This window comes from Streptomyces ortus, from assembly GCF_026341275.1.
GTDB lineage: Bacteria > Actinomycetota > Actinomycetes > Streptomycetales > Streptomycetaceae > Streptomyces > Streptomyces ortus.
The window spans coordinates 5,147,912-5,168,313 of sequence record NZ_JAIFZO010000002.1; the positions used below are offsets into that span (position 1 = coordinate 5,147,912).

The following is a 20,402-nucleotide window of genomic DNA, read 5'->3' on the forward strand; positions in this document are numbered from 1 at the left end:
CCACCGAGGACTCAATCGAGAACTCTGTCGAGAACTCCGTCGAGAACTCCGTCGAGGACTCAAGGCTCAAGGAAGGCTGGCCGTGACCGCTGATCTGTCGCAGCTCGTGAAGGCGTACGACGTACGCGGGGTGGTCCCGGACCAGTGGGACGAGACGCTGGCCGAGCTGTTCGGTGCCGCCTTCGTACAGGTGACGGGGGCGGACGCGATCGTGACCGGCCACGACATGCGCCCCTCGTCACCGGGACTGTCCCGGGCCTTCGCACGCGGGGCGGCGGCGCGCGGCGTCGACGTCACCGAGATCGGTCTCTGCTCCACGGACCAGCTCTACTACGCGTCGGGGGCGTTCGGCCTCGCGGGCGCGATGTTCACGGCCTCGCACAACCCGGCCCGGTACAACGGCATCAAGATGTGCCGGGCGGGCGCGGCCCCCGTCGGCCAGGACACCGGCCTCACGGAGATCCGCGAACTGGTCGAGTCCTGGCTCGACGCGAAAGCGGAAGCCCCGACCGCACAAGCCCCGACCGCACAAGCCCCGACCGCACAGGCCGCGACCGCACAGGCCCCGATCTCGGACGCGACGCCGGGCACGGTGGTCCGGCGCGACACGCTGCAGGACTACGCGGCGCACCTGCGCGGCCTTGTCGACCTGACCTCGATCCGCCCCCTGAAGGTCGTGGTGGACGCGGGCAACGGCATGGGCGGCCACACGGTCCCGACGGTCTTCGCCGGCCTGCCCCTGACCCTCGTGCCGATGTACTTCGAGCTGGACGGCACGTTCCCGAACCACGAGGCGAACCCGCTGGACCCGGCGAACATCGTCGACCTCCAGAAGCGCGTCCGCGAGGAGGGGGCCGACCTCGGCATCGCCTTCGACGGGGACGCGGACCGCTGCTTCGTCGTCGACGAGCGCGGCGAGCCGGTCTCCCCGTCGGCGATCACGGCCCTGGTCGCCGCCCGGGAGCTGGCCAGGTACGGCGGCAAGGGCACGGTCATCCACAACCTGATCACCTCCTGGTCGGTCCCGGAGGTCGTCCGGGAGAACGGCGGCACACCGGTACGCACGCGTGTGGGCCACTCCTTCATCAAGGCCGAGATGGCCGCCTCCGGGGCGATCTTCGGCGGCGAGCACTCCGCGCACTACTACTTCAAGGACTTCTGGAACGCGGACACCGGCATGCTCGCCGCCCTCCACGTCCTGGCGGCCCTCGGCGGCCAGGAGGGCACCCTCTCCGCCCTGGTCGCCCAGTACGACCGCTATGCCGGCTCGGGCGAGATCAACTCCACGGTCGACGACCAGGGGGCCCGCCTCGCCGCGATCCGGGCGGCGTACGAGGGGCGCGAGGGGGTCACCCTCGACGAACTCGACGGCCTCACGGTCACGGCCGCCGACTGGTGGTTCAACGTCCGCCCCTCCAACACGGAACCGCTCCTACGCCTGAACGCAGAGGCAAGGGACGAACAGACGATGACGAGAGTCCGAGACGAAACCCTGAAATCATCAGAGCCTGAATCTCGGGCTCCGCCCCGAACCCCGGTCCTCAAACCCCGGATGGGCTGAACCACTTCAGCCCGTCCGGCGTTTGAGGACGAGCGCAGCGCGATCAGGGGGGCGAGGGGCAGCCCCATGCGTGGACGGGAAAGGGAAGGGGCGGCGGGGGCGAGAACAGCCTCGGACACCCACCCCCACCGGCGGTACCCTGACCAGGCCGCATCACCGCACCACCCCCTCACCACAAGATCACCCTCACGACGAAGGACCCCGACATGCCGCTAGAAGCCGGCCTCCTGGAAATCCTCGCCTGCCCGGCCTGCCACGCCCCCCTGAAGGAGACCTCGTCCAAGGAGACCTCCTCCAAGGAGCATTCCTCCACGGAGACCTCCGCCGCGGAGCAGCAGCAAGAACTGCTCTGCACAGGCCAGGACTGCGGCCTGGCCTACCCCGTCCGAGACGACATCCCGGTCCTCCTGGTCGACGAGGCCCGCCGCCCCGCGTAACCACCCACCGCACACAAAGAAGCGACCCCGCGAAAGCGACCCGCAGTAGCGACCCCGCCCGCCGTACGTCGTCCGGAGGCTGCCCACCATGTTCGACGATTCACTCCTCGACGACCCGGAGGCGCTGGCCCGCGCGGACCGGCGGGACCTGCTCCTCGGCGCCGCCGAGGCGGGCGCCCGCGTACGCACCGCCGTCCGGCACGCCACCGAGGCCGGAATCGGCGAGCTGAAGCCCGACGGCCGCCCGCGCGCCATCCTGACCGCGGGCCCCGGCCTCGCCGCCACCTGCGTCGCCGACCTGCTCGGCACGCTCGCCGGCGCCGCCTGTCCCGTCACCCGGCTCACCCCCCGCGGTGTGGCCCCCGCCGCGGGCGCCCTGCTCTGGGAACTGCCGGGCTGGGCCGGCCCCGTGGACCTGCTCCTGATCGCCACCCCGGACGGCAGCGAACCCGGCCTCTCCCTCCTCGTCGAGCAGGCCTACCGGCGCGGCCTCACCGTCGTCGCCGTCTGCCCGCCCCGCACCCCGCTCACGGACGCGGTCGCCGGCGCGCACGGCCTCTCCGTACCGATGGCGACCGCCCCATACGAGCCGCAGGCCCCCGCCGCCGCCTCGGCCCCGGGCTCCCTCTGGGCGCTGCTCACCCCGCTGCTCGCACTGCTCGACCGCACCGGCATGCTGTCCGCGCCGCCCGACGTCCTGGAGAGGGTCGCCGACCGTCTCGACCAGGTCGCCGAGCGCTGCGGCCCGGCCATCGCGACGTACAGCAACCCCGCCAAGACGCTCGCGTCCGAGCTCGCCGAGGCACTGCCGGTGATCTGGACCGAGGGCGACTCCGCGGGCCCCGCGGGCCGCCGCTTCGTCGCGGCCCTGGCCGAACTCGCGGGCCGCCCCGCCCTCACCGCCGAGCTGCCCGAGGCGCTGGCCGCGCACAGCGTCCTCCTCGCGGGCACCCTGGCGGCGGGCGCGGACCCCGACGACTTCTTCCGCGACCGGGTCGAGGAGGCGCAGGTCGTCCACGCGCGCGTGGTCCTGCTGCGCGACCGCCCGGCCGGCGGCCGAACCGCCGCCCCGGCCGCCCGCGAGCTGGCCCTCAGCCACGACACGGCGATCAGCGAACTCGAACCGGAGGAGGGCGGCGACCTGGAAACACTCGCCGAACTGATCGCCGTCACGGATTTCGCCGCCGTCTACCTGGCGCTCGCCTCGACGGCCTGACCCGGAGCCCCGCCGCCTGACCGGCGTCCGCAGCCCCCGCCGGTCAGCACGCGTACCGCCACGCGTACGCGTACCAGCGCACGTACGGAGAAGAAGACAGAGCATGGACCGCCTCGACAACACCGTCCGCCCCTACGCCTGGGGCTCCACCACGGCCATCCCGCGCCTCCTCGGCACCGAGCCGACCGGCGAACCGCAGGCCGAGATGTGGATGGGCGCCCACCCCGGCGCACCCTCACGCACCCCCCGCGGCCCCCTCACCGAGGTGATCGCCGCGGCCCCCGAGCGGGAACTGGGCACCGAGGCGGTCGCGGCATTCGGCCCGCGCCTCCCGTTCCTGCTGAAGATCCTCGCCGCGGGCGCCCCCCTCTCCCTCCAGGTGCACCCCGACCTGACCCAGGCCAGGGAGGGGTACGAGGACGAGGAGCGCCGCGGTGTCCCGGTCGACGCGCCGCACCGCAACTACAAGGACGCCAACCACAAGCCCGAACTGATCTGCGCGCTCACGGAGTTCGACGGCCTGTGCGGCTTCCGCGCCCCCCTGGAGGCGGCCGAGCTGCTCTCGGCCCTGGAGGTCGACTCCCTCAAGCCGTACGTCGACCTGCTGCACGCGCGCCCCGAAGAGGCCGCGCTGCGCGAGGTGCTGACCGCAGTACTTACTGCCGACCGCGAGCTGATGGCCACCACGGTCACCGAGGCCGCCGCTGCCTGCGCCCGGCTCGGCGGCGCCCACGCTCCGTACGCCTCGATCGCCCACCACTACCCCGGCGACCCGGGTGTCATCGCCGCCATGCTGCTCAATTACGTACAGCTGCAGCCCGGTGAGGCCCTGTTCCTCGGCGCCGGTGTGCCGCACGCGTATCTGAACGGCCTCGGCGTCGAGATCATGGCCAACAGCGACAACGTGCTGCGCTGCGGACTCACCCCCAAGCACGTCGACGTACCCGAACTCCTGCGTATCGTCCGCTTCGAGGCGGGCGACCCGGGCGTACTGCGCCCCGAGGCCTCCCCGGACGGCGAGGAGGTCTACGAAACCCCCATCGATGAGTTCCGCCTCTCCCGGTACGTCCTTCCGGCGGGCGCCCCCGGCCGCGACCTCACCCGCGGCACCCCGCAGATCCTGCTGTGCACCGCGGGCTCCGTACAGGCGGGCGACCTCACGCTCGTGCCGGGTGGATCCGTGTTCGTACCCGCCGGCGAAAAGGTGGAAGTCTCCGGAAACGGGACGATCTTCCGGGCCACGGTCGTCGTCTGACGGAAACTGCGGGAAGCACTGTGACGACCTGGCGTTCCGCGTCCCGTCCGTGCTGCAACAATGGCCCATCGCAAAGGGCGGGCAAAGCGCGGATCGGCGGCCTGACGGCGGCCGACCGGGGCAGCCGGGTGACAGACGAATGCCAGGCCGGTGGCAGACGAGTGGCAGACGAAGGGACATCGGGAACACATGAGCGCGTCAGGCGGAACCAAGGCGATCGTGGCGGCACTCGCCGCCAACCTCGCGATCGCGGCAGCGAAGTTCGTGGCGTTCCTCTTCAGCGGTTCGTCATCGATGCTCGCCGAGTCCGTGCACTCGCTCGCCGACTCCGGCAACCAGGGACTGCTGCTCCTCGGCGGCAAGAAGGCCAAGCGCGAGGCGACCCCGCAGCACCCCTTCGGCTACGGCCGCGAGCGCTACATCTACGCCTTCCTCGTCTCGATCGTCCTCTTCTCGGTCGGCGGCATGTTCGCGATCTACGAGGGCTACGAGAAGATCAAGCACCCGCACGAGATCGAGCACTGGTACTGGCCGGTGGGCGTCCTCGTCTTCGCGATCATCGCCGAGTCCTTCTCCTTCCGGACGGCCATCAAGGAGTCCAACCAGACGCGCGGCAAGCAGTCCTGGAAGGACTTCGTACGCCACGCCAAAGCGCCCGAGCTGCCGGTCGTCCTCCTGGAGGACCTGGGCGCACTGGTCGGCCTGGTCCTCGCGCTCGGCGGTGTGGGCATCGCCCTGGCCACCGGTGACGGCGTCTGGGACGGCATCGGCACCCTCTGCATCGGCATCCTGCTCATCGTCATCGCGATCGTCCTGGCCGTCGAGACCAAGTCGCTGCTCCTGGGCGAGGCCGCCGGCATCGAGGCGGTCCGGAAGATCGAGACCGCGATCGTCGACGGCGACACGGTCACCGGCATCATCCACATGCGCACGCTCCACCTCGGCCCCGAGGAACTGCTGGTCGCCGCCAAGATCGCCGTGGAGCACGACGACACGGCCGCCGAGGTCGCCTCGGCGATCAACGCCGCCGAGTCCCGCATCCGCGAGGCCGTCCCGATCGCCCGCGTCATCTACCTCGAACCCGACATCTACAACGAGTCCGAGGCCCGGAAGGGCGCCGACCCGGAGGCCGCCCCGGGCGGCCCGGCCCCGACCGCCGAACACTGACCTCCGTACGAACGCCGAACACGTGACCGGGGCCCGCCGAACCATTCGGCGGGCCCCGGTCACGTCCGACCACGGGGCACGAGCACGGGCCGGCACCGCCGCCCCCGACCCGTCGGACACTCGAAATCCGCTCGATCTGTTCGCAGGCGGACTGGGGCCCACTGCGCCGATCGGTGTAGATTCGAAACCGAGCCAGACGTCGCTGCTGATGGCGGTCGGGCGGCCCCACGGGCCGGCCGAGGGAGAGAGGGCCTCCGACGGACTGCGCTGCGCAAGGCACCGGGCATTCGTGTGCCCCGTGGGGCGCTCACCGTGCCCGCCGCCGCGCAGACCAGCCGAATCCGACCTCGCCCCAACCCGAGGAGCAGCTCGCATGACCACTGTCGACAACCGACAGGACTTCAAGGTCGCCGACCTTTCCCTGGCCGACTTCGGCCGCAAGGAGATCACCCTCGCCGAGCACGAGATGCCCGGCCTGATGTCGATCCGCAAGGAGTACGCCGAGGCGCAGCCCCTCGCCGGCGCCCGCGTCACCGGCTCCCTGCACATGACCGTGCAGACCGCCGTACTCATCGAGACCCTGGCCGCCCTGGGCGCCGAGGTCCGCTGGGCCTCCTGCAACATCTTCTCCACCCAGGACCACGCGGCCGCCGCCATCGCGGTCGGCCCGAACGGCACGCCCGACAACCCCCAGGGCATCCCGGTCTTCGCCTGGAAGGGCGAGACCCTGGAGGAGTACTGGTGGTGCACGGAGCAGGCGCTGACCTGGCCGAACACCCCCACCGGCGGCCCGAACATGATCCTGGACGACGGCGGCGACGCCACGATGCTCGTCCACAACGGCGTCCAGTACGAGAAGGACGGCAAGGTCCCGTCCGTCGACACCGCCGAGAACGACGAGCACCGCGTCATCCTGGAGCTCCTCAACCGCACGATCTCCGGCGGCTCGCAGAAGTGGACCCAGCTCGCCTCGGAGATCCGCGGCGTGACCGAGGAGACCACGACCGGCGTCCACCGTCTCTACGAGATGCACCGCGACGGCACCCTCCTGTTCCCGGCGATCAACGTGAACGACGCCGTCACCAAGTCGAAGTTCGACAACAAGTACGGCTGCCGCCACTCCCTGATCGACGGCATCAACCGCGCCACCGACGTCCTGATCGGCGGCAAGACCGCCGTCGTCTGCGGCTACGGCGACGTGGGCAAGGGCTGCGCGGAGTCCCTGCGCGGTCAGGGCGCCCGCGTGATCATCACCGAGATCGACCCGATCTGCGCCCTGCAGGCGGCGATGGACGGCTACCAGGTCACCACCCTGGACGAGGTCGTCGACAAGGCCGACATCTTCGTCACCACGACCGGTAACAAGGACATCATCATGGCCGCGGACATGGCCAAGATGAAGCACCAGGCGATCGTGGGCAACATCGGCCACTTCGACAACGAGATCGACATGGCCGGCCTCGCGCAGATCCCGGGCATCGTCAAGGACGAGGTCAAGCCGCAGGTCCACACCTGGACGTTCCCCGACGGCAAGGTGCTCATCGTCCTCTCCGAGGGCCGCCTGCTGAACCTGGGCAACGCGACCGGCCACCCGTCGTTCGTGATGTCCAACTCGTTCGCGGACCAGACGCTGGCCCAGATCGAGCTGTTCACCAAGCCCGAGGAGTACCCGACGGACGTCTACGTGCTGCCCAAGCACCTCGACGAGAAGGTCGCGCGCCTCCACCTGGACGCGCTCGGCGTGAAGCTCACGACGCTCCGCCCCGAGCAGGCCTCGTACATCGGTGTCGAGGTCGACGGCCCGTACAAGTCGGACCACTACCGCTACTGAGCCCGGCGCTCACGTCACGGTTGTCAGCAGGCCCCCGCCCTCACCGGCGGGGGCCTGCCCCCTACGAGGACCCGAGCCACCATGCCCCGCGGCCGATATTCGCTCCATGACCCGCACGACCACACCCCCCTCGCCGAAGAACGATTCCACTGCGCGCCCGGCCCCTCCGGCTGGCGCTATGTCTCCCAACTGACCACCCCTTCCGGCACCTCGTCCGGCACCCCGTCCGAGGGTGCCACCCGGACAGGCACGCCCGCCGGTTCCGTCGATCTCGCCCTCGACGACCGCGGCCGGCCCATCCGCCTCGAACTCCACGCGTCGGGCTGGCAGGTCCGCGCCGCCGCCCTCGACGGCGTCACCTGGGTCCGCACCGACCCCACGGGAGATCACGCCACCGAAGGCAATGTCCGCGCCCACGCCTTCACCGGCTCGTCCCCCGCCTTCCTCGTCGCCACCGCACGTCTGCTGCGCCTCACCCCCGATGCCTCCGCCACCCGTGTACGCCTCGTCGCCTTCACGGACCCGGTCCTCGCCCCGCGCACCCTCGACCAGTCCTGGGCCCTGATGACGAGAGAAGCACACGCCACTGACAACGGCCCCCTGACCGTGGAGGAATACCAGGTCACAGCCCTGGACACCGGTGAACAGCACACCGTGCACCTCTCCGGCGACGTGGTGCTCTCGGCCCCCGGCATCGAGCTCGAAGACCTCGAATCACCGCCGTCGGTCTTCGCCTGACGCCGAAGCCGGGCGAACTCGTCCGTCGCTCAGGCGGGCGGGGCGAATCCGCTGGAGGGCCGCTCCGCCTCGGCCTCCTGCGGGACCGGACGAACCGGCACGTTCGCGGGGGCCTCGGCAGGTCCCTGAACCTGACTGGGGCCGTAGGGCACGCTCGGCGCCGTGCCGTACGGCATGTTCGGCGCGCCCCCGCCCGGTACCCCGGCAGAGCCACCGCGGGCAGCCCCGCCGGCGAACGCCCGCCGCGCTTCCCGCGCCTGTCGCTCCTGCATCACGGCCGCCAGAAACGCCGCCGGCGGCACACCGGGCGGCGCCGGAGTCCCCGTGCGCTCGGCGACATCGTTCGCGAGCCGCTCCGCCATCGCCCACCCGACCTGCGGGTCCAGCTGCTGCATCCGCGTCAGGTACTGCCGTACGGCCAGCCACAGCGCGTCGGGAATTCCGGACAGGTCAAGACCGGAGAACCGCCCCGACAGCCAGGGCGGCGGAGGAGGGACGAAGGACGTACGCCCGGTGGGAATCCGCTCCCGTACGACGAGGGTTCCGGCGAACACGTCACCGAGCCGCCTCCCCCGTGCCGACACGAGCGACGCGATGCACGCCACGACCCCGAACGTCATCAGGATCTCGACCACACCGACCGCCCCACGCACCAGCGCGTGCCGGAACCGGATGGGCCCGCCGTCGTCCCGCACCACGCGCAGCCCGCACGCCAGCTTCCCCAGTGAACGCCCGTGACTGAGCGTCTCCACGGCGATCGGCCCGCCCACCAGCAGAAGCAGGAACGCGGCGATCGCCGCGGCCGTCTGCGCCGCCTCGTCCAGCGAGGCCGTGGACAGGGCCAGGGCGATCATCACGACCACATAGGCGGTCACCGCCACCACCAGGTCGAGCACCACGGCCAGTACCCGGCTCGGCAGCTTCGCGGGGCGCAACTCCAGCGCCACCGCCTCGCCCGTCACAAGCTCACTCACGCCCGCCGTCCTTCCCCGAACCGCCCTGAGAACAGGCAGTCTGCCAAGCTGAGGCACATCGCGCCGCAGTGCGACAAGCTGACCACACGACGAGTACTAGACAAGTACAGGACGAGCAGCCGAGGAGCAGCCGACCCGATGGACCTCGATGTCTTCGTTTCCGCCCACCGGGCGGAGTGGGACCGGCTCGACACGCTCCTCCGCCGCAGACGCCGTCTCACCGGAGCCGAGGCTGACGAACTCGTCGCCCTCTACCAGCGCACGGCGACCCATCTCTCCCTGATCCAGTCCAGCGCCCCGGACCCCCAGCTCACCGGCCGACTCAGCCAGCTGGTGGCCCGCGCGCGCAGTGCCGTGACAGGCACCCGCCGTGCTTCCTGGCGAGACGTCACCCGCTTCCTTACCGAAGGCTTCCCCGCGGCGGTCTACCGATCACGCCACTGGTGGGTCCCGACCGCGCTCCTGTCCACCGCCCTCGCGGTCCTCCTGGGCTGGTGGATCGGCACGCACCCCGAGGTCCAGACGTCGATCGCGGCCCCCGCCGAACTACGGGAGCTCACACGCCCCGGCGGCCAGTACGAGACGTACTACTCAAGTCACCCGGCGGCGTCCTTCGCCGCCCAGGTATGGACGAACAACGCCCAGGCGGCCGCGATGTGCCTGGTACTCGGCGCCTTCCTGTGCCTGCCGGTCGTCTGGATCCTCTTCCAGAACATGCTCAACGTGGGTGTCGGCATCGGCCTGATGTCCTCGGCGGGCCGACTCGACACCTTCCTCGGCCTGATACTCCCGCACGGCCTCCTGGAGCTGACCGCGGTCTTCGTGGCGGCCGGCACGGGACTGCGCCTCGGCTGGACCGTCATCGACCCGGGTCCGCGAACCCGTCGTGCGGCCCTCGCCGAGGAAGGCCGGGCCGCCCTCGGCATGGCGATAGGCCTCGCCCTGGTCCTCTTCGTCTCCGGCGCCATCGAAGGCTTCGTCACCCCCTCCGGCCTCCCGACCTGGGCCCGCATCGGCATAGGCATAGCCGCCGAACTGCTCTTCCTCGCTTACGTCTACATCCTGGGCGGCCGTGCGGTGCGGGCCGGAGAGACGGGCGACCTGGAGGAGGCCGAGCGCAGTGCCTCGGTACCGACCGCGGCCTGATGTGCAGGCACCCCGATCAGGCTGCTAGTCTCCTCTTCGCCCCACAAAAACCGTTGACACGGGACGTGTGGGGAGGTAGATTCGAACAGTTGCCTAGAGCTGGACAAGCTCGGCGGTGGCAGTTAGCATCTGTCAGCTCCCTGGAATTCGATTTCGGTGGAGCACCTCCCGATAATTCAGAAAATGAGCGGCCGGTCAGGCTGGTCGAAAACTTCTGATAAAGTCGGACTCGCCAGAAAGGGAAACGCGAAAGCGAAAACCTTGAAAGCACCGAGGAAATCGGGACCGGAAACGGTCTGATAGAGTCGGAAACGCAAGACCGAAGGGAAAAGCCCGGAGGAAAGCCCGAGAGGGTGAGTACAAAGGAAGCGTCCGTTCCTTGAGAACTCAACAGCGTGCCAAAAATCAACGCCAGATATGTTGATACCCCGTCCATCACCGCAGGGTGGTGGGTGGAGGTTCCTTTGAAAAAGTCCTGCCGGGCGCAAGCACGGCAGGCGCATCAGCGAGGACGCTGTGAACGGCCTTCCTTATTCCGGTTGGTCGTTCCGCTCTCATGATGTGAACCGGATTACCGGTAAGCATTCACGGAGAGTTTGATCCTGGCTCAGGACGAACGCTGGCGGCGTGCTTAACACATGCAAGTCGAACGATGAACCATTTCGGTGGGGATTAGTGGCGAACGGGTGAGTAACACGTGGGCAATCTGCCCTTCACTCTGGGACAAGCCCTGGAAACGGGGTCTAATACCGGATGATACTTCTGCAGGCATCTGTGGGGGTTGAAAGCTCCGGCGGTGAAGGATGAGCCTGCGGCCTATCAGCTTGTTGGTGAGGTAGTGGCTCACCAAGGCGACGACGGGTAGCCGGCCTGAGAGGGCGACCGGCCACACTGGGACTGAGACACGGCCCAGACTCCTACGGGAGGCAGCAGTGGGGAATATTGCACAATGGGCGAAAGCCTGATGCAGCGACGCCGCGTGAGGGATGACGGCCTTCGGGTTGTAAACCTCTTTCAGCAGGGAAGAAGCGAAAGTGACGGTACCTGCAGAAGAAGCGCCGGCTAACTACGTGCCAGCAGCCGCGGTAATACGTAGGGCGCAAGCGTTGTCCGGAATTATTGGGCGTAAAGAGCTCGTAGGCGGTCTGTCGCGTCGGATGTGAAAGCCCGGGGCTTAACCCCGGGTCTGCATTCGATACGGGCAGACTAGAGTGTGGTAGGGGAGATCGGAATTCCTGGTGTAGCGGTGAAATGCGCAGATATCAGGAGGAACACCGGTGGCGAAGGCGGATCTCTGGGCCATTACTGACGCTGAGGAGCGAAAGCGTGGGGAGCGAACAGGATTAGATACCCTGGTAGTCCACGCCGTAAACGGTGGGAACTAGGTGTTGGCGACATTCCACGTCGTCGGTGCCGCAGCTAACGCATTAAGTTCCCCGCCTGGGGAGTACGGCCGCAAGGCTAAAACTCAAAGGAATTGACGGGGGCCCGCACAAGCAGCGGAGCATGTGGCTTAATTCGACGCAACGCGAAGAACCTTACCAAGGCTTGACATCGCCCGGAAAGCATCAGAGATGGTGCCCCCCTTGTGGTCGGGTGACAGGTGGTGCATGGCTGTCGTCAGCTCGTGTCGTGAGATGTTGGGTTAAGTCCCGCAACGAGCGCAACCCTTGTTCTGTGTTGCCAGCATGCCCTTCGGGGTGATGGGGACTCACAGGAGACTGCCGGGGTCAACTCGGAGGAAGGTGGGGACGACGTCAAGTCATCATGCCCCTTATGTCTTGGGCTGCACACGTGCTACAATGGCAGGTACAATGAGCTGCGATACCGCAAGGTGGAGCGAATCTCAAAAAGCCTGTCTCAGTTCGGATTGGGGTCTGCAACTCGACCCCATGAAGTCGGAGTTGCTAGTAATCGCAGATCAGCATTGCTGCGGTGAATACGTTCCCGGGCCTTGTACACACCGCCCGTCACGTCACGAAAGTCGGTAACACCCGAAGCCGGTGGCCCAACCCCCTTGTGGGGAGGGAGCTGTCGAAGGTGGGACTGGCGATTGGGACGAAGTCGTAACAAGGTAGCCGTACCGGAAGGTGCGGCTGGATCACCTCCTTTCTAAGGAGCATCTAGGCCGCCAAGCTTTTGTTTGGTGGTCCAGGGCCATTACGTCGGCATACGTTCGACGGTGGTTGCTCAAGGGTGGAACGTTGATTATTCGGCACACTCAGCCTTCTTCGGCTGTAAGTACTGTCCTTCGGGGCGTGGAAAGCAGACCTGAAGGGGTGAGGGTGTCGGGCACGCTGTTGGGTGTCTGAGGGTACGGACTTCAAGTCTGGATCTTCAGTGCCGGCCCCGGTAAAGCATCGCGTAAGTGGTGTGTGACGGGTGGTTGGTCGTTGTTTGAGAACTGCACAGTGGACGCGAGCATCTGTGGCCAAGTTTTTAAGGGCGCACGGTGGATGCCTTGGTACCAGGAACCGATGAAGGACGTGGGAGGCCACGATAGTCCCCGGGGAGCCGTCAACCAGGCTTTGATCCGGGGGTTTCCGAATGGGGAAACCCGGCAGTCGTCATGGGCTGTCACCCACATCTGAACACATAGGGTGTGTGGAGGGAACGCGGGGAAGTGAAACATCTCAGTACCCGCAGGAAGAGAAAACAACCGTGATTCCGGGAGTAGTGGCGAGCGAAACCGGATGAGGCCAAACCGTATGTGTGTGAGACCCGGCAGGGGTTGCGCATGCGGGGTTGTGGGATCTCTCTTTCACAGTCTGCCGGCTGTGAGGCGAGTCAGAAACCGTTGGTGTAGGCGAAGGACATGCGAAAGGTCCGGCGTAGAGGGTAAGACCCCCGTAGTCGAAACATCAACGGCTCGTTTGAGAGACACCCAAGTAGCACGGGGCCCGAGAAATCCCGTGTGAATCTGGCGGGACCACCCGCTAAGCCTAAATATTCCCTGGTGACCGATAGCGGATAGTACCGTGAGGGAATGGTGAAAAGTACCGCGGGAGCGGAGTGAAATAGTACCTGAAACCGTGTGCCTACAAGCCGTGGGAGCGTCGCGCATCAAGTTTACTTGGTGCGTCGTGACTGCGTGCCTTTTGAAGAATGAGCCTGCGAGTTTGCGGTGTGTTGCGAGGTTAACCCGTGTGGGGAAGCCGTAGCGAAAGCGAGTCCGAATAGGGCGGTATAGTAGCGCGCTCAAGACCCGAAGCGGAGTGATCTAGCCATGGGCAGGTTGAAGCGGCTGTAAGAGGTCGTGGAGGACCGAACCCACCAGGGTTGAAAACCTGGGGGATGACCTGTGGTTAGGGGTGAAAGGCCAATCAAACTCCGTGATAGCTGGTTCTCCCCGAAATGCATTTAGGTGCAGCGTCGTGTGTTTCTTGCCGGAGGTAGAGCACTGGATAGGCGATGGGCCCTACCGGGTTACTGACCTTAGCCAAACTCCGAATGCCGGTAAGTGAGAGCGCGGCAGTGAGACTGTGGGGGATAAGCTCCATGGTCGAGAGGGAAACAGCCCAGAGCATCGACTAAGGCCCCTAAGCGTACGCTAAGTGGGAAAGGATGTGGAGTCGCACAGACAACCAGGAGGTTGGCTTAGAAGCAGCCACCCTTGAAAGAGTGCGTAATAGCTCACTGGTCTAGTGATTCCGCGCCGACAATGTAGCGGGGCTCAAGCGTACCGCCGAAGTCGTGTCATTCATACACATATCCCCAACGGGAGTATGGATGGGTAGGGGAGCGTCGTGTGCCGGGTGAAGCCGCGCCGGAAGGCAGTGGTGGACGGTTCACGAGTGAGAATGCAGGCATGAGTAGCGATACACACGTGAGAAACGTGTGCGCCGATTGACTAAGGGTTCCTGGGTCAAGCTGATCTGCCCAGGGTAAGTCGGGACCTAAGGCGAGGCCGACAGGCGTAGTCGATGGATAACCGGTTGATATTCCGGTACCCGCTGTGAAGCGTCAAACATCGAACCAGGCGATGCTAAGTCCGTGAAGCCGTTCCGGACCCTTCGGGGAATGGAAAGTGGTGGAGCCGACGGACCAGACCTGTAGTAGGTGAGTGATGGGGTGACGCAGGAAGGTAGTCCAGCCCGGGCGGTGGTTGTCCCGGGGTAAGGGTGTAGGACGTGATCCAGGTAAATCCGGTTCACATAAGTCTGAGACCTGATGCCGAGCCGATTGTGGTGAAGTGGATGATCCTATGCTGTCGAGAAAAGCCTCTAGCGAGTTTCATGGCGGCCCGTACCCTAAACCGACTCAGGTGGTCAGGTAGAGAATACCGAGGCGTTCGGGTGAACTATGGTTAAGGAACTCGGCAAAATGCCCCCGTAACTTCGGGAGAAGGGGGGCCATCACTGGTGATCCGATTTACTCGGTGAGCTGGGGGTGGCCGCAGAGACCAGCGAGAAGCGACTGTTTACTAAAAACACAGGTCCGTGCGAAGCCGTAAGGCGATGTATACGGACTGACGCCTGCCCGGTGCTGGAACGTTAAGGGGACCGGTTAGTCAAACTTCGGTTTGGCGAAGCTGAGAACTTAAGCGCCAGTAAACGGCGGTGGTAACTATAACCATCCTAAGGTAGCGAAATTCCTTGTCGGGTAAGTTCCGACCTGCACGAATGGCGTAACGACTTCTCGACTGTCTCAACCATAGGCCCGGTGAAATTGCACTACGAGTAAAGATGCTCGTTTCGCGCAGCAGGACGGAAAGACCCCGGGACCTTTACTATAGTTTGATATTGGTGTTCGGTTCGGCTTGTGTAGGATAGCTGGGAGACTGTGAAGCTTGAGCGCCAGCTCGGGTGGAGTCGTCGTTGAAATACCAGTCTGGTCGTGCTGGATGTCTAACCTGGGTCCGTGATCCGGATCAGGGACAGTGTCTGATGGGTAGTTTAACTGGGGCGGTTGCCTCCTAAAGAGTAACGGAGGCGCCCAAAGGTTCCCTCAGCCTGGTTGGCAATCAGGTGTTGAGTGTAAGTGCACAAGGGAGCTTGACTGTGAGACCGACGGGTCGAGCAGGGACGAAAGTCGGGACTAGTGATCCGGCGGTGGCTTGTGGAAGCGCCGTCGCTCAACGGATAAAAGGTACCCCGGGGATAACAGGCTGATCTTCCCCAAGAGTCCATATCGACGGGATGGTTTGGCACCTCGATGTCGGCTCGTCGCATCCTGGGGCTGGAGTCGGTCCCAAGGGTTGGGCTGTTCGCCCATTAAAGCGGTACGCGAGCTGGGTTTAGAACGTCGTGAGACAGTTCGGTCCCTATCCGCTGTGCGCGTAGGAATATTGAGAAGGGCTGTCCCTAGTACGAGAGGACCGGGACGGACGAACCTCTGGTGTGCCAGTTGTCCTGCCAAGGGCATGGCTGGTTGGCTACGTTCGGGAGGGATAACCGCTGAAAGCATCTAAGCGGGAAGCCTGCTTCGAGATGAGTATTCCCACCAACTTGATTGGTTAAGGCTCCCAGTAGACGACTGGGTTGATAGGCCGGATGTGGAAGCCCTGTAAGGGGTGGAGCTGACCGGTACTAATAGGCCGAGGGCTTGTCCTCAGTTGCTCGCGTCCACTGTGTTGGTTCTGAAACCACGAACAATCCCATACCCGTGTGGCCACGGGGTGTGGTGCCGCAGTTTGAGAGTTTCATAGTGTTTCGGTGGTCATAGCGTGAGGGAAACGCCCGGTTACATTCCGAACCCGGAAGCTAAGCCTTACAGCGCCGATGGTACTGCAGGGGGGACCCTGTGGGAGAGTAGGACGCCGCCGAACAAATATTACGGAAAAGCCCCCGCACTTCGGTGCGGGGGCTTTTTTGCGTTTGTCTCCCGTCGAGGAACGCCAGGTTCAGAGGCCGGCAGAACTGTCAGAGACGGCCTGCGGCTTTGAGAGCCAGGTAGGCGTCCGCCAGGGCCGGCGGCAGGTTGTCCGGTGTCGCGTCGACGACGGTGACTCCGTGACGAGTGAGTTGCTCCGCCGTGCGGTGGCGCTCCGCCTGGCCCTGCGCCGCCGCGGCTGCCTCGTACACGGCTTCCGTGTTTCCCCGTGCTGTGGCCATGCGCTCGATGTGCGGGTCGGAGACCGAGGCGACGAGGACTGTGTGGCGCTGGGTGAGTCGGGAGAGTACGGGAAGCAGGCCCTCCTCGATGGGTGCCGCGTCCAAGGTGGTGAGGAGCACGATCAGCGAGCGGCGCGGGGCTGTGCGGAGCGCGGTGGAGGTCAGGCCGCGGGCATCTGTCTCGACGAGTTCCGGTTCGAGGTGGGCCATGGCGTTGACCAGCGAAGGAAGGACGTCGCCTGCGGCACGTCCCTGTACCAGGGCGCGTACCCGGCGGTCGTAGGCGAGCAGGTCCACCCGGTCGCCGGCGCGGGATGCGAGAGCCGCCAGGAGGAGGGCCGCGTCCATGGAGGCGTCCAGGCGGGGAGCGTTGCCGACGCGGCCCGCGGCCGTGCGGCCCGTGTCGAGGATCAGGAGGATATGCCTGTCGCGTTCGGGACGCCAGGTGCGTACGGCGACCCTCGACTGACGGGCGGTGGCCCGCCAGTCGATCGAGCGCGTGTCGTCACCGGGGACGTAGTCACGCAGGCTGTCGAACTCGGTTCCCTCACCGCGGGTCAGCACGCTGGTGCGGCCGTCGAGTTCGCGCAGCCGGGCCAGCTTCGAGGGGAGGTGCTTGCGGCTGGTGAAGGGCGGCAGGACACGTACCGTCCAGGGGACTTCGTGGTTGCCCTGACGGGCGAAGAGGCCCAGAGGACCGTACGAACGGATGGTGACGCGGTCGGCCCGGCGGTCGCCTCGGCGGGTGGGGCGCAGCCGGGTCGTGATGCGTCGGCGCTCGCCCGGAGGGACTGTCAGGCGGTGGCGGGACGCCGTGACTTCCGTGCCCGGCTGCCAGCTGCTCGGGGGCCAGGCGTCGCGGAGGCGGGCGCGCAGGGGGCGGCCCGAGGGGTTGGTGACCGTGAGGGTGACGTCGGCGGCCTCGCCGAGGCGGACGGAGGTGTCGCCGGAGCGGGTCAGACCCAGGCGGCGTACCGGTGCCGCCAGGGCGAAGTCGCAGGCGCAGGCGAGGGCCAGGGGGGCGTTGACGGCGAGGATGCCCGTCCAGCTGGGTTCCCAGATGCCCACGGGGAGAGTGCCGAGGGCCGCGAGGAGGGCGGTGCGGCCGGTGAGGGCCATCAGCGGGGGACGGGGACGTGGGAGAGGATCGCGTTGATGACCGAGTCGGCCGTCACACCCTCCATCTCGGCTTCCGGGCGGAGCTGGACACGGTGGCGCAGGGTCGGCAGCGCGAGGGCCTTCACGTCGTCCGGGATGACGTAGTCGCGACCCGTGAGCCAGGCCCAGGCGCGGGCCGTGGCCAGGAGAGCCGTCGCGCCACGGGGCGAGACGCCGAGGGTGAGGGACGGCGATTCGCGGGTGGCGCGGCAGATGTCCACCACGTAGCCGGTGACTTCGGGGGAGACCGCCGTTTTGGCGACTGCCGCGCGGGCGGCTTCCAGGTCGGCCGGGCCCGCTACGGGGCGTATGCCGGCGGCGCGCAGGTCACGGGGGTTGAAGCCCTCGGCGTGACGGGTGAGGACGTTGATCTCGTCCTGGCGGGACGGGAGCGGGATCGTCAGCTTGAGGAGGAAACGGTCCAGCTGTGCTTCCGGGAGGGGGTACGTGCCCTCGTACTCGACCGGGTTCTGGGTCGCGGCGACGAGGAACGGCTCGGGGAGGGGGCGCGGGGTGCCGTCGACCGTTACCTGGCGTTCCTCCATGGCCTCAAGGAGGGACGACTGGGTCTTCGGAGGGGTGCGGTTGATCTCATCCGCGAGGAGGAGATTTGTGAAGACCGGGCCCGGCTGGAAGGAGAACTCCGCGGTGCGGGCGTCGTAGACGAGGGAGCCTGTGATGTCGCTCGGCATCAGGTCGGGGGTGAACTGGACGCGCTTGGTGTCGAGTTCCAGCGCGGAGGCGAGAGCCCGGACGAGCAGGGTCTTGGCCACTCCGGGGACGCCCTCCAGCAGGACGTGTCCGCGGCACAGGAGGGCGACGACGAGGCCGGTCACTGCGGGGTCCTGGCCGACCACGGCTTTGGCGATCTCGGCGCGCAGGGTTTCCAGGGAGGCGCGGGCGGCGGCTGCGTCCCCGGTGTTCCCGGCGTTGTCAGTGGTCGGGGCCATCATGGACGGCGTACCTCTCTTTCGAGGGCGTCGAGTTGGTCGGCGAGTGCGATGAGGGCCGCGTCGTCGCGGGGCGGCGGCCCGAAGAGCAGGGAGTGCAGGGCCTGTCCTTCCTGGTGGAGCCGGGCGGACAGGGCGGGGAGCAAGGCCTCGGGCGTGTGCGCCTGAGCGGGAGATACGCCGACGAGGGGGGCGAGGCGGGTGCGGGTGGTGGAGCGAAGAGCTCCCGCGGCACGGTCGCGGGCGTTGGACTTGCGGTAGAGGCGGGCGCGGCCTTCGACGGTCTCGGAGGCGCGGATCGCGACGGGGAGCCGTTCGGGGACGAGCGGGCCGAGGCGGCGGGCGCGCCAGAGGGCGGCGAGCAGCGCGGCGATGAAGAGCTGCAGTGTGCCCCAGAGCCAGCCGGAGGGGACCAGGTCGAGGAAGCTGCGGTCGCCGGTGTCGGTGGCCGAGTCGTCGGAGAGCGAGGGGAGGTACCAGACCACGTGGGTGCGGGAGCCGAGGAGTTGAAGGGCGAGGGAGGCGTTGCCATGCTCGTCGAGGCGTTCGTTCTGGAGGATGTCGGGCGCGCCGAGGACGACGGTGTCGCCGGTCCCTTCGGATGCCGGGATGCGGAGCAGGGTGGGCCGGCCGTCGCTGGGGTAGCAGGTGTCGGCGCCGGGTGCGTCCGTCTCGTACCGGATGCCGCCCGTGTCGGCGGTGCCCGCTCGTCGGGCGGCGGGCAGGGCGCAGGAGGGGGAGAGCGTGGAGTCGTAGCTGGGTGCGGGGTCGGCGTCGACTCCGGGGGCGAGGGTGCCGACGGAGGGAGTGCCGGGGGCGACGAGGACGGTGCGGGCGTCGGAGTTCCGGTATGCGGAGTGCAGGCGGTCCTGTTGACGGCCGGTCAGCAGGTCGGGGCGGGCGACCAGGAGCGTCGTGTCGGGGTCGGCCGCGGTACTCGCCTCGTCCACGGTGGTCACCACGCGCGTGGACACGCCCCGGTCGGCGAGGAGTTCGGCGACGGCGCGGCTGCCGGTGGGGTCGGCGGAGCGCGGGTCGAGGCTGCCGTGCTGGGCGCCGGAGCGTACGACGGCGATGGCGACGGCGGCGACCAGCAGGATCACGAGCGCGAGAACGACACCGCGCGAGCGGGTCCATACCTGGCGGACGGTGGGCGACGCCGAGGTGGACGGCGGGGCGGTCGGGGTTGGCGTCGGGGTGGTGGGGGCCTCAGGGGTCATGGGGCGGTCCCTCCGCCGGCGGCGCCGGTGAGGACTGGTCTGGTGCGTTCCAGGTCCTGGTCGAGCTGTGCGAGCCGGTGGTACGTCTGCGGGGCGGCGGTGCGTCCGCCGTACGTGACGTCGTCGAAGTCCCGTGCCGCGCCGCGCAGTCGGTCCGTGTGGGCGGGCAGGGTGCGGCCCGCTTCGGCGGCGGCCTCGTCGGCGGTGCGTCCGGGGCGGTGGTCCAGCAGGGCGCGTTCCTCCAGGGAGCGGACCACGGCGCGCATGCGCTCCTGGACGGCCTGGTTCCAGTGGCCCTGGGCCGCGTGTGCCTCGGCTGCCGCGCGGTGCTCGGCGGCGCTGCGCGGCCGGTCGTCGAAGAGCGGGGCGGTCGAGGTGGGGCCCCGGCGTGGGGAGCCGAGGCGCCACCACAGGGCACCGATGAGTGCCAGGACCGCCAGGACGAGGACCAGGAGGCCGAGTCCGCCGCCCGGGGTCGCCGAGGAAGCCGCGCTGAGCAGTTTGCCGACCCATTTCCAGAAGGCGTCCAGGGCCTGGCGGAGGAGGCCGGGGTCGTTCTCGTGGTACATCCGTTTCGACAGTTCGCGCCGGGCGGCCTCCCGCGCGGGGTCGCGCGGGACGGTCACCGGTGGTTCGCCGTCGGCGCGTGGCAGCGCCAGTACCGCAGTGAGAACTGCCCCCGCCGGACTCACTCCG

The 20,402-nt window shown here is 67.5% G+C and carries 13 protein-coding genes and 3 rRNA genes; 11 read left to right on the plus strand and 5 right to left on the minus strand.

The window, feature by feature from the left end:
* The first annotated feature begins 82 nt into the window (after positions 1 to 82).
* The 7 genes from K3769_RS26200 to K3769_RS26230 all read left to right on the plus strand — a co-directional run bounded on the left by K3769_RS26200 (position 83) and on the right by K3769_RS26230 (position 8,205).
* Positions 83 to 1,561: a phosphomannomutase/phosphoglucomutase gene (locus tag K3769_RS26200; RefSeq protein WP_267028748.1), complete on the plus strand. Its 1,479-nt coding sequence runs from the start codon at positions 83 to 85 to the stop codon at positions 1,559 to 1,561.
* Between the two features lie 206 nt (positions 1,562 to 1,767).
* Entirely contained in the window at positions 1,768 to 1,998 is a 231-nt protein-coding gene (locus K3769_RS26205) for a Trm112 family protein (protein ID WP_267028749.1), read from the plus strand.
* Positions 1,999 to 2,086: 88 nt separating this feature from the next.
* Entirely contained in the window at positions 2,087 to 3,214 is a 1,128-nt protein-coding gene (locus K3769_RS26210) for an SIS domain-containing protein (RefSeq protein WP_267028750.1), read from the plus strand.
* A 103-nt stretch (positions 3,215 to 3,317) separates the two neighbouring features.
* Entirely contained in the window at positions 3,318 to 4,469 is a 1,152-nt protein-coding gene (manA, locus tag K3769_RS26215; RefSeq protein WP_267028751.1) for a mannose-6-phosphate isomerase, class I, read from the plus strand.
* A 189-nt stretch (positions 4,470 to 4,658) separates the two neighbouring features.
* Positions 4,659 to 5,636, plus strand: a complete 978-nt coding sequence (locus tag K3769_RS26220; protein ID WP_267028752.1) for a cation diffusion facilitator family transporter — start codon at positions 4,659 to 4,661, stop codon at positions 5,634 to 5,636.
* 373 nt (positions 5,637 to 6,009) lie between these two features.
* Positions 6,010 to 7,467 (plus strand): adenosylhomocysteinase, encoded by a 1,458-nt coding sequence (gene ahcY, locus K3769_RS26225; protein WP_267028753.1) that lies wholly within the window; start codon positions 6,010 to 6,012, stop codon positions 7,465 to 7,467.
* 81 nt (positions 7,468 to 7,548) lie between these two features.
* The gene (locus K3769_RS26230; protein ID WP_267028754.1) at positions 7,549 to 8,205 is read left to right on the plus strand and encodes a hypothetical protein; all 657 of its coding nucleotides are present in this window, start codon (positions 7,549 to 7,551) and stop codon (positions 8,203 to 8,205) included.
* 29 nt (positions 8,206 to 8,234) lie between these two features.
* Here the strand turns inward: K3769_RS26230 and K3769_RS26235 are convergent, their stop codons facing one another.
* On the minus strand, positions 8,235 to 9,179 hold the full coding sequence (locus K3769_RS26235; protein ID WP_267028755.1) for an RDD family protein: 945 nt from the start codon (positions 9,177 to 9,179) through the stop codon (positions 8,235 to 8,237).
* A gap of 138 nt (positions 9,180 to 9,317) precedes the next feature.
* On the opposite strand from K3769_RS26235, the gene K3769_RS26240 reads away from it, so the two are divergent.
* The 4 genes from K3769_RS26240 (at position 9,318) to rrf (ending at position 16,092) form a co-directional block, all read left to right on the plus strand.
* On the plus strand, positions 9,318 to 10,325 hold the full coding sequence (locus K3769_RS26240) for a stage II sporulation protein M (RefSeq protein ID WP_267028756.1): 1,008 nt from the start codon (positions 9,318 to 9,320) through the stop codon (positions 10,323 to 10,325).
* Between the two features lie 584 nt (positions 10,326 to 10,909).
* Positions 10,910 to 12,437 (plus strand): 16S ribosomal RNA (locus K3769_RS26245).
* A 317-nt stretch (positions 12,438 to 12,754) separates the two neighbouring features.
* Positions 12,755 to 15,877 (plus strand): 23S ribosomal RNA (locus tag K3769_RS26250).
* Between the two features lie 98 nt (positions 15,878 to 15,975).
* Positions 15,976 to 16,092: ribosomal RNA gene (rrf, locus tag K3769_RS26255) — 5S ribosomal RNA — on the plus strand.
* The 16S, 23S and 5S rRNA genes sit together here, the layout of an rRNA operon.
* Before the next feature lie 94 nt (positions 16,093 to 16,186).
* On the opposite strand, the gene K3769_RS26260 is transcribed toward rrf, so the two are convergent.
* Genes K3769_RS26260 through K3769_RS26275 form a run of 4 tightly spaced genes read right to left on the minus strand, consistent with a single transcriptional unit; the run spans position 16,187 to position 20,398 of the window.
* Positions 16,187 to 17,497 carry a DUF58 domain-containing protein gene (locus K3769_RS26260; protein WP_267028757.1) on the minus strand — a complete coding sequence of 437 codons (1,311 nt, stop codon included), beginning with the start codon at positions 17,495 to 17,497 and terminating at the stop codon, positions 16,187 to 16,189.
* Positions 17,497 to 18,489, minus strand: a complete 993-nt coding sequence (locus tag K3769_RS26265; RefSeq protein WP_267028758.1) for an AAA family ATPase — start codon at positions 18,487 to 18,489, stop codon at positions 17,497 to 17,499. The genes K3769_RS26260 and K3769_RS26265 overlap by 1 nt, the downstream gene beginning before the upstream one ends.
* Complete coding sequence (locus tag K3769_RS26270) at positions 18,486 to 19,706, minus strand: DUF4350 domain-containing protein (protein ID WP_267028759.1); 1,221 nt, start codon at positions 19,704 to 19,706, stop codon at positions 18,486 to 18,488. Before K3769_RS26270 ends, K3769_RS26265 begins: the two co-directional genes overlap by 4 nt.
* Positions 19,703 to 20,398: a DUF4129 domain-containing protein gene (locus K3769_RS26275; protein WP_267028760.1), complete on the minus strand. Its 696-nt coding sequence runs from the start codon at positions 20,396 to 20,398 to the stop codon at positions 19,703 to 19,705. Before K3769_RS26275 ends, K3769_RS26270 begins: the two co-directional genes overlap by 4 nt.
* Positions 20,399 to 20,402: the final 4 nt, after the last annotated feature.